We start from the raw sequence: 15,729 nt of genomic DNA on the forward strand, positions 1-15,729 counted from the left end.
TCGATGCAGCTTGGTAGCACACTAGCAGTCGCCTTAGGCGCGTCTGGCGGGACCGCAGTCGATACCATGACCCACCCAGACGCTGCGAATGCAAACTGCCCACATTGAGCCATGCCATCCCATGCCCCGATCTAGACAAAGCGCGCAGGTCCACCAGCACCGCCCGTCCGGGCACTAGTCGGAAAATGTAGCTCGCGTCGAGAATCCCAGACAGACTGATCCATATGTACGACGGATTTCAGTGGTGGGCGCAGATTATTATTCCGAGCGTCATCGGCGTTCTGACGCTCTTCGTCTCAGCCGTGGCCTTGTGGGTGTCTCACCGCTCAACCATCCTCGCAAACACTGTTGAGAAGGAACGAGAGGCTGCCACCGCGAGCAGGCAAGCGGAGGCTGCCAGCATTCGACTTCGGGATTTGGCAGTTGAGGAGGCCCGAAGCCTCTATAGGTGGTTCACGGAGTCGACTCGGCAACAGTCTCGGTGGCCAACGAGTCGACTAGACGGTATGCCGGAACCGCCCCACGGCCCGCTTGAAAAGGCGAGGCTGGAAGCAGAAACTGCCCTGCAACATAGTCTCGTGCCAGGCGCTGCAGACCTCTTGGCGATGACTGTTTTCGATTTGCAGAATCGCAGCGCTCGTCTTCCCGCGGAAAACAACACAAGGAGGGAGAACGCGGCAGCTCTCAAGCAGCAGTTTCTTGACGCTCGCGACCGGCGCACTCTCGACCGCATCAGGCGGTGGGCGTTCGACCCTGAGGGGATGAGCAAAACGATACCGGCTGAGTTGACGAATGCGCGAGATAATCAGCCCGCCTACCTGCGTGCGGGCCTTGATGTGAACTGGTTCTTCCCTGCCGACTTAACCCCGGACTACGATGTCGAAGGCAAGTAGCCATACGCCCACAGGGGCTGCGCACACCTTCACCCAGAACCGTCAGGCGCTCTGTGATCGCGTCAGGTGTCGCTTTATTTACTCGCCAATTAAGCGTTTGGTGACCGGCCCACCGTGGCGTTCCCGCTCCAATCGGTTCGGTCTCTCGGAGATGCATGCGAGTTGATGGGAACCCTCGCCGACGAGACAGTCGACCTGATCACTCCATTCCCCTTCAGAGGCTGACGTATAAGGACGACAGCTGTTTATCATCCCAATTATCTAGCAGTTTTTCTGCTTGAACCGACTGATTGATGGTCAAAGGGCCTGACGGATTTGGGCATCCCCTAACCAGACAAGTACTCAATGACCGCCATGACGGCGGCGTTTCTCATCTGTCGAGATCTCACTTTGCCGACGTAGAAGAGAGCCTGGAAGTCAGTTTCTGAGGCAGCTAATACAGCCCCGATGGTCGTCAGGTTTAACTCCTCAAGCTTTGATTTCTGAAAGTCAGTGAGGTCCAAATCATCGATACTGGCAGCCAGCCTGGCCTCAAGCGCAACATTGCTGTCCAATTCCAGACGCTCGATGCGAAGTTGCTCAATGGGCTTAAATGCGGGGTGATTCGCTCCAAATTCCTGCATGCGCTTAACGCTCAAGGTTGATCTAACGATGGAACCGTACTGAATTGGTTCTGCATCCTGAGCCAAGTTGCAGCCTAAATTGACGATGTACCTGGTGCCGACTTCGCTACGTGTGGCCCGGATTCCCGAAACGCCCTCAAGAAGAATACCGCTGTAGCATAGGAGACGTAGAGCCTCGCGTACGGTCTGCGGAGCATCTCGGTGAATCCATATGGCGGATGATGATTCGGATGAACCTTGATTTCGTGCATGAAGAACGGGCAGAACGTCGCGCTCAATGAAATTTCGACCCCAGTCGATGAGTTCCCGATGCCCTGGGTATCGTTCGGCAAGGTTGGAATGCTCCGCCCATATATCTTCACGGTAGTAGTTCCGGATGGACTCCTGGACTCGGTTACGATTTAGAGGGGCACTCGCAGCAAAGGTTTTGAGGAGAATGCGCGGGTTGCCCGTTGCTGCAAACGAAAGAACATCGAAAGCCTCCCCATACTGCTCTATCGATCGGCTTAGACGCGAATCCTGTTTCAGGACTATCTCTCGCATAGAGGCGGCATAGGCAGCGTCGGTCAACGAGCGTTCGACATCCAGGACGGTCGCGTCATGAGTCGGCTGAAACGACTCACCGTACGACGTCGCACCCGGATAAACGGCTGCCTTGACCGCCAATCTCGGACTGCGCAGATCCCGCATGAGCGTGAAGAATTGTCGTTGCTGCTCTGGAATAAAGACATGGGCAGCCTCGTCCACGAGGAGAGCAATACGCTTCAGCTCAAGCTGTTGGCACAAGTCGTCAATGGCATCGCGTAGGACATCTGGGTCTGGCACTAACCGTCCCGACGGAACCGGTTCCCCGTTCTTCCAGAATTCCTCGTATTCGCTTTGGACTACCTCGTCCGTGGGATTCCTACCCGCGGGGCCTGAAGTCGATTGCATGAGGGCAGTGAGGGCACTATCGGTAGGAAGCGACAAGCCGTAGGTCACTAGAGCCCGCTTGATACCGATCGAAATTTTGGAAATCATCCAAGGTAGAAATCCATCCTCTGTCTGGCGGATTAGCCCAGCCCGAGCGAAGGTCACGTAAACAGGAAGGATCTTGTCCCGGTCGAATGCCGCGCGCAACTCTGCCTCGGCAACGCGAAGAAGAAAGGACTTTCCGACTCCACGGCTACCTCGGAGAAGTACAGGTGATCTCGATTTTAATCGATCAACAACCGCCCGGTCGCCAGAAGTTTCGACAAAATAACCGAGCACCTCGTCAAGTTGGAGGTCTTCGGTTCGGTAAAACAGATCGACACTGCTGTTAGTCATTAGCCAGCCCTAGAAATTTGCGGATGGAATTCAAGTGCCCGAAGCGATTGATAAGAACTTCGCTCAGACGAGTGTGAGCATGCGCGTCGAGGTCCTCGCCGTACCGGACATAGAGGAGAAAGAGTACGGCCGTTCCAGCCGAGGCAGCATGCTCGCACCAGTTACTAACAGCTTCGCTGCTATACTCCAAAGCTTCAGGCAGTTCGTTCGAGAACTTCGCCTTGCCGTGAACGAACTGAGAGCAGTACCTGTAAGTACGAGCAGCGTCGCCAGCGAAGGAGGACGCATCATCTCTACATTGGGGAGCAAATTCGTCGACGAACTGCTTCGAGAGTAGGCCCGATTCTTCGTCTAGAGCTTTTGACCAGGAGAAGTCACTCTTGTCAGAGTTCCACCTTCGGCGCTCAAACTCATGGACAGAGAAGTGCACTGCCGCGAAGCTCAACTCAAGAAATAGCCTCAGGCTTGCAAAGGCTTGACGATAAAGTCCGGACGCAGCGCAAAATTCGGCGAGGGCCAGCTCACGACGAGCTGCGCGGAGCTGAGCAACTTCTGGACCAGTGATGAGGGTCAACCATTCGCTGAGATCATCATCGACTTGATGAACTATTCCCAGTTCACCGCGATGATCGGCAACAGCCGATTCAGAGCAAGTTGTTGCGGCTGTTTGTAGGTCCCGCAGGTGCTGGCGCATGTCGACAGCTGGCACGGAGCCCAGGGCGTGTTCCATCGTTCCCCCAACGGACGCAACACTCTGCTGGCATCCAAGTTTACAATAGATGAGATCACGTCATTTCACCAATTCGATTTCTGGACCGAGGCTTGCAAGTCGTCTCGACGACACCGAGGACGGGAGACCCCGCCCGCCGGCATCTGGAAGGGGCAATCTCGTAGGTATGTGTTGCATTCGTCACCATCAATTTGTGTCATCGAGGTTGGCGGCGAGACACAGGTAACGTTTCAATGAGGCCGGTTAGTTTTTTTGCTGAGGCACGTTGGCGTTTCTGCTGAGGAGCGGTTTGGATCTGATGAAGTGTGAGGCCGACGGTGATTGCAAAGATGCAGGTGTTCCGGGAGGGCGCTGTGTCGGGCTGCCTCGGTGTCGTGCTGGCGTGACAAGGCCCTTCTACTGTTGAGGGGGCGGTAGAAGCGTTCGATCTCGTCGTTGGTCTGGATCCATTGGGGCGAGTTTTCTTCGGAATGATTTTAGACCGGTGCAAGTATGCCGCCAAGCGTGGGCTTGATAGACAGAACCGTTTTCGGAGGAAATGCGCTCGACCCACACGTCGTAAGCGGAGAAGCCCGACGAGAAGAGAACGGTAGGCAAGCCAAGACTCGCTTTCGAGTCGAGCTCAGGTGGTTGACCCACGATTTGGCCAAGCCGTCCCCGCACATACGCTCATCTCAACCTACAATCAGTGGAACTCCTGCTGAAATCGCCCACAGCGATGGCCGTCGTGACCAGCCTTACGCTCGTATCTTTCTCACCTCGAGATGCTTGATTTCCCAACAAAGTCCGAGGACTGGCGCGTCAGCCTCCGTGTCTTGGTCCTCGACGGAGCGACATCGTTAGTTCTAGATCGATGCGATCCCTTCCTGGAGCCAGGCTGATCTTGGGATCGAATTCCCGTACCGAGCGCCGTCACGTCGGCCTAGATGCCGAAATCGCAGCGACGTGGGTTCACGCAACTAGGTGGTGGGAGAGACCGATTAGAAGTCGCCGAGGGACCTCTGCCGAGACTCAGCTGGGCATGTCGACGAACCGCGAGAACATCCCGTGGAACGCCACCGTGATGGTGTCGGTGGGGCCGTTGCGGTGCTTGGCGACGATGAAGTCGGCCTCGCCCTGGCGGGGATTGTCCTTCTCGTAGGCGGACTCGCGGTGCAGCAGGATGACCATGTCGGCGTCCTGCTCGAGCGAACCGGACTCTCGCAGGTCGCTGATCGCCGGCTTCTTGTCGGCACGCTGCTCGGGGCCACGGTTCAGCTGCGACAGCGCGATCACCGGCACCTGCAGCTCCTTCGCCATCAGCTTCAGCGCACGCGAGAACTCCGAGACCTCCTGCTGACGGCTCTCGACGCGCTTGCCCGACGTCATCAGCTGCAGATAGTCGATCACCACGAGCTTCAGGTTGTGCTGCTGCTTCAGACGCCGGCACTTCGCCCGGATCTCGACCAGCGTCATGTTCGGGCTGTCGTCGATGAACAGCGGCGCATCGTTGATCCGCCCACGCACCTGCGCGATGTTCGTCCAGTCACGCGCATCCACCGTGCCCTTGCGCATGTTCTGCAGCGGCACACTCGACTCGGCCGACATCAGACGCATCGCGATCTCGCTGCGCCCCATCTCGAGTGAGAAGAACACCGACGCCTGCCCGTGCTTGATCGACGCCGCCCGCGCGAGGTCGAGCGCCAGCGTCGACTTACCGAGCGCCGGTCGCGCCGCCACGATGATCAGCTGCCCGGGGTGGAACCCGTTCGTCAACGCGTCCAGCTGCGCGAACCCCGTCGGCACACCGGTCATCTGGCCGTCACGACCCTTGGCCGCCTCGATCTCGTCGATCGCGACCGTCACGGCCTCGTTCAACGGCACGTAGTCTTCGGTCTGGACTCCCCCGGCCACGTTGTAGACCTCGGCCTGCGCGTTGTTGACCAGGTCGACGACCTCGCCCTCGCTGGCGTAACCCATCTGCACGATGCGCGTACCGGCCTCGACCAGACGACGCAGCACCGCCTTCTCCGCCACGATCGACGCGTAGTACCCGGCGTTCGCCGCCGTCGGCACCACACCCGTCAGCGTGTGCAGGTACTCGGCCCCGCCGGCACGCGACAGATCGCCCGACTTCATCAGCTCGTCGCTGACCGTGATGACATCGGTGGGCTCGCCGTGCGAGTACAGCCCGAGGATCGCGTCGTAGATGACCTCGTGCTTCGGCACGTAGAAGTCCATGCCGCGCACCGTCTCGATCACATCGGCGACGGCGTCCTTGCTCAGCAGCATGCCGCCGATCGTGCTCTGCTCGGCCAGCAGGTCGTGCGGCGGCACACGATCCATGCCCGAACCCATCGCGGGGCGATCGCGGTCACGCGGCGAATCGCTGGCGATACCGAGCTGGGCGAGCGACATGTGGCCTCCTGGCGAGAGCTGATCGGGCGCGTGCCGACGGGCACGAACGACACTCGGGACTGTTCTACAGCGGACCCCCGACATCGCTGCCCGAACCGCCGCGACCTATCCCCTACGAGCGCGTGTACACCATATGGACACCTAGTTCTCCACAGCAAACAAGCCTGTGGATAACTCTGGGGAGAACCCGTGCGAAACGCCGGAGGCGCTTGGGGAGAACTGTGGATCAACCTGTGGAGAAAGAGATACTTCACTGGCCAGACCCCCCTCTGACCAGGGGTTTCAATTTACTCACCCTGTGTGTAAAAACTAGTCTCAACCCTGGGTCGAGACTCCCGATTTGACAACGGCCTGTGCACAGAGAACTTGACAAGGAGGCGCGGTGACCGATACGGACTCGGCTCCCGTTCAGCTTCTGGTAACCCGGTCTCGACTCCCCCAGCCGCGCCTCCTCGGCCCCTCCGCAGCCCCTCAGCGCCCCGCTGCGCGCCCCGATTCAGTGAGACGCCCATGAACCGCGTTCGCGAAGAAGAACCTCGATAGAGCGCGGTTCATCTTCGCGAACGCGGTTCATGCCCCCACCACGACGAAAAGCGGCGCCCCTCCCGACAGGAGGGGCGCCGCTCACCAGAGCTCAGAGAGCTACTTGGCCGAGACCACCGTGAGGGTGATCGTGGCGATGACGTCTTCGCGAAGACGCAGCGTGGCCTCGTGCTCACCGACGAGCTTGATGGCCGAGGGGATCTCGACCTTGCGCTTGTCGATGGTCGCGACGCCCTGCTTGGTGACCGCGTCGGCCACGTCGGCCGGACGGACCGAGCCGAACAGACGACCGTCGGCACCGGTCTTGACCGTGAGACGGATCTTCTGGGCCTCGAGGCGGGCCTTGAGGTCGTGGGCCTCTTCGATCGTCTTCAGCTCGCGGGTCTCGCGGGCCGTGCGGATCTGAGCGACCTGCTTCTCGCCACCACGCGACCACGCGACGGCGAAGCCCTGGGGGACGAGGTAGTTGCGGGCGTAGCCGTTCTTGACGTCGACGACGTCACCGGCCGAGCCGAGGCCGGAGACCTCGTGCGTGAGGATTACTTTCAAAGACATGCGTTCTCTCCTTCAGTCGGCGCTGATCAGCGGCCGGAGCCGGCGTAGGGGAGAAGCGCCATCTCGCGGGCGTTCTTCACGGCACGGGCGATGAGGCGCTGCTCCTGGACGGAGACGCCGGTGATGCGACGGGCGCGGATCTTTCCACGCTCCGAGATGAACTTGCGAAGGGTCGCGACGTCTTTGTAGTCGATGACGCCGACACGGATCGACTTCGCGGGAGCGGCGTTCTTGCCGCCCTTGCCGCGGAGGGGCTTGCGGCGGTCGCCGCTGCTCTTTCCAGCCATTGTGGTCTGCTTTCAGATGAGTAAGAAGAAGTACTGAGGTGAACGACGTGCCCTGAGGCAGGGTGCCTAGAAGGGCGTCTCGTCGTTGTAGGTGCCGCCGCCACCGGGGGTGTTCCACACGTCGCCCGAGGTGTTTCCACCCTGCGGAGCGGCTGCGGGCTGACCCCACGGCTCTTGCGCCTGACCGCCGCCGACCTGACCCTGCTGGCCCTGCTGGCCGCCGCCGCGGTTGCCCCCGAAGGAGCCTCCGGCAGCGCCGTCGCGGGACGAGGAGGCGCGGGTCACCTGAGCGGTCGCGTAACGCAGCGAGGGGCCGATCTCGTCGATCTCGAGCTCCATGCTGGTGCGCTTCTCGCCTTCCTTGGTCTCGTACGAGCGCTGCTTGAGCCGCCCCTGAGCCATGACCCGGCTGCCCTTGGTGAGGCTGCTGGCCACGTGCTCGGCGAACTCGCGCCAGACGCTGGCACGGAGGAAGAGCGCTTCGCCGTCCTTCCACTCGTTCGACGCGCGGTCGAACGTGCGGGGGGTCGACGCGATGGTGAAGTTCGCGACCGCGAGCCCGTTCTGCGTGTAACGCAGCTCGGGGTCACTGGTGAGGTTACCCACCACTGTGATGACGGTCTCGCCTGCCATCGGTTACTCGGAGGCCTTCGGTGCGGCCGGAGCAGCGGGCGCTGCCGGGGCAGCGGGCTTCTCGGACGACGCGGAAGCGACCGACGCGGCGGGAGCCGACGCGGAGGCCGGAGCAGCGGCGGGAGCCGACGCGGCGTTGGCGGCCTTGCGGGCGGCCTTCTCGTCGGAGACCTTCTTCGCGGCGGCGACCATCGCGATGGCCTCCTCGGCGCGGAGCACCTTGGTGCGCAGCACGGCCTCGGAGAGACCCAGCTGACGGTCGAGCTCGACCGTGGCGGCCGAGTTCGAGGTCATGTTGACGACGGCGTAGATGCCCTCGGTCTTCTTGTTGATCTCGTAGGCGAGACGACGACGACCCCAGATGTCGATGTTGTCGATCGTGCCACCGTCGTTGCGGATGACGTTGAGGAACTTGTCCAAGCTCGGGGCGACGGTGCGCTCATCGATCTCGGGGTCCAGGATGACCATCAGTTCGTACTGGTTCATGACTAACCCACCTCCTTCGGACTTAACGGTCACAGACGGTCTGTGACAGGAGGGTATTCATGGTCACGGGCACCGCTTGGGTACACGCAACCTTGCAAGGGTAGCCGCTCGCGCCTCCTAGTTCAATGCCCCGCTGTCTCCGTCGCCCGGCTCGTCGCCGGCCGGGGGAGTCTCGAGCGCCGCGTTCGCCTCGCTCTGAGCGCGCGCCAGGGCGTCCTCGACGGAGATCCGCCCGGCGAACATCTCGTCGAAGATCGGCTCGATGATCGACTGGGTGCGACCGTAGATGTCGCTCGGCGCGGCGATGGTCGGCCCGTCGTCGATCACGTCGAAGAACGGCCGGACGTCGACGCCCTGCGCCGTCCAGTGGTCGTAGTACCCCTCTTGCGCGCCGAGCACGGCCGGCACGGCGGCGCCGTCCGCCCCGATGTGCTTCGCGCCGTCGGTCGAGCCGAGCCAGGCGAGCACCTTGGCGGTGTCGTCGCGGTGCGGCGACGCCGAGTTGCCGGCCGCCACGATGCCGTTCGTCACGCTCACGCGACCCTCGGGCCCGGCGGGCATGGGCGCGACGCCCCATTCGAAGTCGGCCCCGGCGGCCACGGGCGAGAGGCTGTACAACCCCGACTGGAAGAGCGCCATCTTGCCGGCCGCGAACTGCTCGCGACTGAAGTCGGCGTCGTCGTTGGTCAATGCCGCAGGAGGCGCGACACGCGCCTGCTGCACGAGGTCGACCACGTACTGGAAGGCGACCCGCGCCTCCTCGGTGTCGAAGGCGAACGCCGTCATGTCGTCGTTCTCGAAGGCGCCGCCGGCCGAGGCCAGGTAGTCGTACCAGACGGCCTGCAGGTCGTTGCCGGCGTTGTAGCCGTACTGCACGGGGGTGCCGTCGAAGGCCGGGTCGTCGGCCGTGCGACCGGCGGCGTCGCGGGTCAGCTTCTTCAGCACGGGCAGCAGGGTGTCGCCCTCGCCGCCGCCGGCCGCCCAGGTGAGATCGTCGAGCGCGGCCGGGTCGATGCCCGCCTGCTTCAGCAGATCGGCGTTGTAGTAGAGCGCGATGCCGCCGTCCGACAGCTGGGGCACGCCCCAGAGGTGGCCGTCGGCGGTCGTGAACTGGTCGACGACGGCGGGGGACCACGCGGCCCGCGACGATCGGGCCAGAGCGCGGTCGATGTCGAGCAGCGCGCCCGCGTCGGCGTAGGTCGTGTAGTTCGAGCTGTTCAGCCAGAAGATGTCGTCGGCCTCGCCCGACTCGACGTCGTCGGCGAGCGTCGTGAAGTACTCGCCGTAGGGCACGACGTCGACCTCGATGTCGATGTCGGGGTTGTCGCGCTCGAACGTCGCGAACGACTTCTCGTAACCGGCTGCGACGGTCTCATCCCACACGCGGACGGTGACCGTGGTCTGATCCTCGTCGGGACCGGGACGCGACGGGCCGGAGTGACCCGAGTTCGCGAGACCGAACGCGGTGATGCCGAGGGCCGAGGCGGCGACGATCGCGACGCAGACGGACCCGGCGACGATCGCGGAGTTCAGAGGCTTGGACACCGATGCAGGCTACCCGCACCGCCGAGGAGGCGCGGGTCGGCCTGGCCAGGAGGCGCGGCCGGGTCTACAGCTCGGCCCGACCGCTCCGCCGCACCCGCACCGCGCGGCTCGTCTACGCCCCGCGCGCGCCCCACCAGGCCAGCAGCCGCTCGGTCGCCGCCTCGGCGCCCAGCGGCCCCTCCTCGGTGCGCAGCTCGAGCAGGAAGCGGTACGCCTCGCCGACCTCGCGACTCGGGCCGATGCCGAGCACCCGCTGGATGTCGTCGCCGTCGAGGTCGGGTCGCAGCGAGTCGATCTCTTCACGCTCGCGCAGGTCGGCGATGCGGTGCTCGAGGTCGTCGTAGGCGAAGCCGAGGCGGTCGGCCTTGCGGCGGTTGCGGGTCGTGACGTCGGCGCGGGTCAGCATGTGCAGCCGCTCGAGCTGGTCGCCGGCGTCGCGCACGTAGCGGCGGACGGCCGAGTCCGTCCAGCCGCCCTCGGTGTAGCCGAAGAAGCGGAGGTGCAGCTCGATCAGGCGGTGGACGGCCGCGATCGTGTCGTTGTCGAAGCGCAGCGCCTTGAGCCGCTTCTTCGCGAGCTTGGCGCCGACGACGTCGTGGTGGTGGAACGTCACGACCCCGCCGGGTTCGAGTCGACGCGTGGCCGGCTTGCCGCAGTCGTGCAGCAGGGCGGCGAGACGTAGCGTGAGATCGGGGGAGTCGCCGGGGTGCCGCTCGGCCTCGTAGCCGATGGCCTGCTCGAGCACGGTGAGGCTGTGCTCGTAGACGTCTTTGTGGTGGTGGTGCTCGTCGACCTCGAGGCGCATCGCCGCGAGCTCTGGCATCACGTGCTCGGCGAGCCCGGTGTCGACCAGCAGGCGGATGCCCGGGGTCGGGGTCGCGGTGCGCAGCAGCTTCGAGAGCTCGTCCGCGACGCGCTCGACGGAGACGATGGACAGGGTGGAGGCGCGGGTCGTCATCGCCTCGCGCACCTCGGGCGACACCTCGAAGCCGAGCTGCGCGGTGAACCGTGCGGCCCGCATCATCCGCAGCGGGTCGTCTCGGAAGCTGTCGACCGCGGCGCCCGGTGTCGCGAGGCGCTGGGCCAGGAGGTCGTCGACGCCGCCCGACGGGTCGACCAGCACCTGCTCGGGCAGGCGCAGCGCCATGGCGTTCACGGTGAAGTCGCGGCGGACGAGGTCGCCCTCGAGCGTGTCGCCGAACTCGACGACGGGCTTGCGGGTCTCACCGTCGTAGACGTCGCTGCGGTAGGTCGTGATCTCGACGACCTCGCCGTCGACCCGTGCCGCGATGGTGCCGAACTCGCGCCCGACGTCCCAGTGGGCCTCGGCCAGCGGCACGACGATCTCGAGGATCTGATCGGGGGAGGCGCTGGTCGTGAAGTCGAGGTCGTTGACCCGGTGCCCGAGGAACGCGTCGCGCACCGGACCGCCCACCAGGGCGAACTCGTGACCCGCGGCGGCGAAGGCGGCCGACAGGCGGGCGATGCGGGGAGTGGCGGCCAGTCGACCGAGGCGCTCGACGGCGGCGGCGACGTTGTCCATGGGCGACCACTTTGCCACACGAGGAGGCGCGGATCACCGTCGCGCGCCTCCTCCCCAGGGCTGGTTCCCCACCCCCGAAGCGCCCGCCGGGCGTGCTCGAGGTCCCCCTGCGAGGGACGATTCTCTAGACTCGCCTTGCTCGCGCGACCCCTGCGTCCGTGCGAGCGCCATCACTATGAGACTTCTCCCCGCCCTCCTGGCCCTCGTGACGACGCTCGGCGTCGCGGGCGCCGCGCTGCCCGCCGACACGGCGACGGCCGCGTCGGCGGGCACGGGCACGACGGCGTCGGCCGCGAGCGAGGCGGCCACGGCGGCCGACGGCGACTCGGTCACGCTGACGGTCGCGCCCGAGGCCGACGGGGTGCTGCGCTCGGGCGACGACCTCGACCTGACGCTGACGATCAGCAACGGCGGCGAGACCGACCTCGAGGCGGGCAGCGCGCGGATCTACCTCGACCGCGACTCGTTCCTCACCCGCTCGAAGCTCGCCGACTGGCTCGAGCCCGAGACGACCACGGGCGACGACTACCTGGGCCTCTACATGGCGCGCGTCGACGTCCCCGCCGTCGCCGCCGGTCAGAGCGTCACGGTCGACGACGTGTCGATCCCGGCCGAGCGGACGGCCCTCGACGGGTGGACGTGGGGTGCGCGGGCACTGGGCGTGCGCCTCCTGGGCTCCGACGGGCTGCAGGTCGCGCAGGCCCGCAGCAGCGTCGTCTGGTACCCGAGCGAGAGCTTCCAGCCGACCAGGCTCTCGGTCGCGGTGCCGATCACGACCCCCGAGACCGAGAACGGCGTGCTCGACGCCGCCGCGCTCGAGGCGTACACCTCGGCCGACGGCACCCTGACCCGGCAGCTGCGCCAGGTGGTGGGCAGCTCGGCGACCGTGGCCGTCGACCCGATGATCATCACGTCCATCCGCCTGCTGGGCAGCGAAGCCCCCGAGTCGGCCGTCGAGTGGCTCGACGAGCTGACGTCGGCGGGCCTCGAGACGTTCCCCCTCACCTACGCCGACGCCGACGTCGCCGGGCTCAGCCAGGCCGGCGCCCCCTCGGTGCCGGCGCCCACCTCGTTCGACTCGTTCGTCGACGAGTCGCGGTTCGACACCTCGGCCACCGCGACCGACGTTCCCAGCCCGGTCGAGACCGGCGGCACGAGCGACGGGTCGGACTCGAGCACCAGCTCGTCGGGCTCGGGCTCGTCCGACTCGGGCTCCGGGGCCGCCGGCTCCGGTGCGACCGCGACGCCCACCGACGAGCCGACCGTCACCCCCACCGAGGCCCCCTCGGCGCCGCCGCTGCCGACGACCGAGTCGCTGCTGGCGTTCCCGTGGTCGCTCTCGTCGATCGCCTGGCCCGTCGACGACAGCGTCGTCGCCTCCGACGTCGACACGATCACCCAGCGCGACTACACGTCGACGATCCTCTCCAGCTCGAACGTGAACGTGGCGACCGACGCGACCGAGAACGCGCCCGTCGACCTCGGCGGCTCGACCGGTCTCGTCTCCGACGACACCCTCTCCGATCTCGTCCGCGAGGCCGCCTCGGCCACGTCGACCGACCTCTGGCAGTCCGCGATGGCCGAGCTGTCGGCGAGCGTCGCGACGATCGCGAAAGAGCGCCCCAGCGACGCCCGCACCATGCTCGCGACCCTCGACCGCTCGTGGTCGATCGACGGCGACCGTCTGCGCCAGACCCTCCAGGCGCTCGACGCGCTGCCCTGGTCGGCCCCGTCGTCGCTGGGCGACACCCTGGCAGCCGAGCCGACCGATGCGACGGTCGTCGACCGGCCCGAGCCGGCCGAGCGCCTCCGCGAGCTCCGCTCGCTCGTCAGGTCCGACCAGCAGGTCACCGACTTCTCGACCGCGCTCGAGCAGCCGGAGACCGTCACCGGCGCCGCCCGTCTGCGCACGCTGGCCCTGTCGTCGAACGCCTGGCGCGACAACGCCGAGGGTCTGACGAACGAGGTCGCCGACGCCGCGATCGCGGCCACCGAGACCTCGAAGCTCGTCTCGATCGTGCAGGGCAGCGATCAACTAATCCTCGGCGACCGCTCGTCGCTGCCGCTCTACGTGCAGAACACCTCCGACTCGGCAGCGACGGTGTTCCTCACCCTCGCGCCGTCCAGCTCGCGCCTCCTCGTCGAGGAGAACCGCATCCCCGTGACCGTGCAGGCGCAGTCGCAGACCCGTGTGCGGGTGCCCGTGCAGTCCATCGCCAACGGAACGGTCGACGTCTCGATGTCCCTCGTCAGCTCCACCGGGGTCACCATCGCGACCCCGGCCGTCGTCTCGATCAACGTGCAGGCCGGGTGGGAGACCGCGATCACCTGGGCCTTCGGCATCGGCTTCGCGCTGCTGTTCGGCGGCGGCATCTACCGAACGATCCGCAAGCGCCGTCGTGGCGCAACCGACGGAGACGCCACGTCGCACGACGCATCGTCGGAAGACGCCGTCGCGTGACCGGTCAAGGTGGTCTCGGCCGCGCCAGCGTGCTGCTCGCCTCGGGCACGATGGTGTCGAGGGTGCTCGGCTTCGTCAAGACGGCCGTGCTCGCCGCGGCGATCGGTCAGTCGGCGAGCCGCGCCGCCGACTCGTTCGCCCTCGCGAACCAGCTGCCGAACAACATCTACGCGTTGATCGCCGGCGGGCTGCTCAGCGCCGTGCTGGTGCCCCAGATCGTCCGGGCGGCGACCCACGACGATGACGGGGGGCAGCGCTTCATCAACAAGATCGTCACCCTCGGCACGATCGTCTTCGCCGCCGTCGGGCTGCTCGGCACCCTGCTCGCCCCGGTGCTCGTCTCGATCTACGCGCAGCAGGCGAATGCATCCGGTCAAGGGGGTTACACCTCCGAGTCGCTGGCCCTGGCGACCGCGTTCGCCTACTGGTGCCTGCCGCAGATCTTCTTCTACGCCATGTACTCGCTGCTCAGCGAGGTGCTCAACGCCCGTCAGGTCTTCGGCCCGTTCACCTGGGCACCGGTGCTCAACAACGTGGTCGCGATCGCCGGTCTCGTCGTCTTCATGGTGCTGTTCGGCGGAGCCGAGTCGAACTCGTCCGTCGACGTCTGGTCGCCCGACCGCATCACCGTCATCGCCGGCACCGCGTCGCTCGGCGTGCTGGCGCAGGCGGCGTTCCTGCTGCTGTTCTGGCGTCGCGCCGGGCTCACGTTCCGCCCCGACTTCCGCTGGCGCGGAGTCGGTCTCGGCGCCACCGGTAAGGCGGCCGGCTGGCTGTTCGGCATGGTGCTCGTCACCCAGGTCGCCGGTCTCGTGCAGAGCCGGGTCGCCTCGCAGGGCAGCGGCGCGGGCGCCTCGAACGCCGTGCTCGCCAACTCGTGGCTGCTGTTCATGCTGCCGCACGGCATCGTCGCCGTCTCGATCGCGACCGCCTACTTCACCCGGATGAGCGGTCACGCCTCCCGCGGCGACCTCCGGGCCGTCCGCGCCGACCTGTCGCAGTCGCTCCGCACCATCGGCATGTTCATGGTCTTCGCGACCGTGGCGATGTGCGTCGTCGCCTACCCGTTCGCGAGCTTCTTCGAGCGGACCTTCGAGGGCGCCGGCCAGATGGCCCAGGTCATCCTCGGCTTCATGCCGGGGCTGATCCTCTTCAGCGTGCTGTTCGTCGTCCAGCGGGTCTTCTACGCCCTGCACGACCAGCGCACGCCGTTCTTCATGCAGGTCGTCCAGTCGAGCATCTTCGTGGTCGGCACCCTCATCTCATCCGCCGTGGTGGCAGACGACCAGGTGGCCGTCGCCATCGCCGTGACCACCTCGATCGCCGGCTCGACGCAGACGGTCGTGGCGCTCGTGCTCATCTCGCGGCGCCTCGACGGCATGGACGGCCGCTGGGTGCTGCGCCGCTACGTGCAGTTCCTGTTCTTCTCGCTGATCGCCGGTGCCGTCGGGCTCGTCGTCGTGACCGCCATGGGCGGTTTCTCCGCTGACGGCTTCGCCCACACCGGCCGGATCCCCGGTCTGCTGACCGTCATGGTCGCGGCCGCCGTCATGGCCGTCGTCTACCTCGGCATGCTCAAGCTGATCCGGCTGCCCGAGCTCGAGGCCCTCACGGCGCCGGTGTGGAACCGGGCACGACCGATGCTGGCGCGCGTCCTGAAGCGCTGATCCGCGCCTCCTCGGTGTCCGGCCTGCGAAGTCCGCAGGGGTGAGCCGTGCCTCCCGG

At 65.6% G+C, this 15,729-nt stretch carries 11 protein-coding genes and 1 pseudogene; 3 read left to right on the forward strand and 9 right to left on the reverse strand.

Annotation, left to right across the window (positions count from 1 at the left end):
• Positions 1-506: 506 nt before the first annotated feature.
• Positions 507-893 (forward strand): hypothetical protein, encoded by a 387-nt coding sequence (locus SOM11_RS07170; RefSeq protein ID WP_320477635.1) that lies wholly within the window; start codon positions 507-509, stop codon positions 891-893.
• 326 nt (positions 894-1,219) lie between these two features.
• Here SOM11_RS07170 and SOM11_RS07175 read toward each other — a convergent pair whose 3' ends face one another.
• The 9 genes and pseudogenes from SOM11_RS07175 to SOM11_RS07215 all read right to left on the reverse strand — a co-directional run bounded on the left by SOM11_RS07175 (position 1,220) and on the right by SOM11_RS07215 (position 11,543).
• Complete coding sequence (locus SOM11_RS07175; protein WP_320477636.1) at positions 1,220-2,824, reverse strand: hypothetical protein; 1,605 nt, start codon at positions 2,822-2,824, stop codon at positions 1,220-1,222.
• Positions 2,817-3,554 carry a hypothetical protein gene (locus SOM11_RS07180; RefSeq protein ID WP_320477637.1) on the reverse strand — a complete coding sequence of 246 codons (738 nt, stop codon included), beginning with the start codon at positions 3,552-3,554 and terminating at the stop codon, positions 2,817-2,819. The genes SOM11_RS07175 and SOM11_RS07180 overlap by 8 nt, the downstream gene beginning before the upstream one ends.
• Before the next feature lie 1,011 nt (positions 3,555-4,565).
• Positions 4,566-5,951, reverse strand: coding sequence for a replicative DNA helicase (dnaB, locus tag SOM11_RS07185; RefSeq protein ID WP_055798980.1), 1,386 nt, complete (start codon positions 5,949-5,951; stop codon positions 4,566-4,568).
• Between the two features lie 642 nt (positions 5,952-6,593).
• Positions 6,594-7,049, reverse strand: coding sequence for a 50S ribosomal protein L9 (rplI, locus tag SOM11_RS07190; protein ID WP_192061225.1), 456 nt, complete (start codon positions 7,047-7,049; stop codon positions 6,594-6,596).
• A gap of 26 nt (positions 7,050-7,075) precedes the next feature.
• Positions 7,076-7,336, reverse strand: a complete 261-nt coding sequence (gene rpsR / locus SOM11_RS07195) for a 30S ribosomal protein S18 (RefSeq protein WP_043595327.1) — start codon at positions 7,334-7,336, stop codon at positions 7,076-7,078.
• Positions 7,337-7,402: 66 nt separating this feature from the next.
• Positions 7,403-7,969 (reverse strand): single-stranded DNA-binding protein, encoded by a 567-nt coding sequence (locus SOM11_RS07200; RefSeq protein WP_192061224.1) that lies wholly within the window; start codon positions 7,967-7,969, stop codon positions 7,403-7,405.
• A 123-nt stretch (positions 7,970-8,092) separates the two neighbouring features.
• A pseudogene (gene rpsF, locus SOM11_RS07205) lies at positions 8,093-8,455 on the reverse strand (30S ribosomal protein S6); the annotation flags it as partial.
• A 117-nt stretch (positions 8,456-8,572) separates the two neighbouring features.
• Complete coding sequence (locus SOM11_RS07210) at positions 8,573-10,000, reverse strand: sugar ABC transporter substrate-binding protein (RefSeq protein ID WP_320477638.1); 1,428 nt, start codon at positions 9,998-10,000, stop codon at positions 8,573-8,575.
• A 112-nt stretch (positions 10,001-10,112) separates the two neighbouring features.
• Positions 10,113-11,543: a CCA tRNA nucleotidyltransferase gene (locus tag SOM11_RS07215; RefSeq protein WP_243213695.1), complete on the reverse strand. Its 1,431-nt coding sequence runs from the start codon at positions 11,541-11,543 to the stop codon at positions 10,113-10,115.
• A 175-nt stretch (positions 11,544-11,718) separates the two neighbouring features.
• On the opposite strand from SOM11_RS07215, the gene SOM11_RS07220 reads away from it, so the two are divergent.
• Complete coding sequence (locus SOM11_RS07220; RefSeq protein WP_320477639.1) at positions 11,719-14,004, forward strand: DUF6049 family protein; 2,286 nt, start codon at positions 11,719-11,721, stop codon at positions 14,002-14,004.
• Positions 14,001-15,671 carry a murein biosynthesis integral membrane protein MurJ gene (gene murJ, locus SOM11_RS07225; protein ID WP_320477640.1) on the forward strand — a complete coding sequence of 557 codons (1,671 nt, stop codon included), beginning with the start codon at positions 14,001-14,003 and terminating at the stop codon, positions 15,669-15,671. The genes SOM11_RS07220 and murJ overlap by 4 nt, the downstream gene beginning before the upstream one ends.
• Positions 15,672-15,729: the final 58 nt, after the last annotated feature.

Origin of the sequence: Frigoribacterium sp. CFBP9029 (genome assembly GCF_034045305.1) — a bacterium.
GTDB lineage: Bacteria > Actinomycetota > Actinomycetes > Actinomycetales > Microbacteriaceae > Frigoribacterium.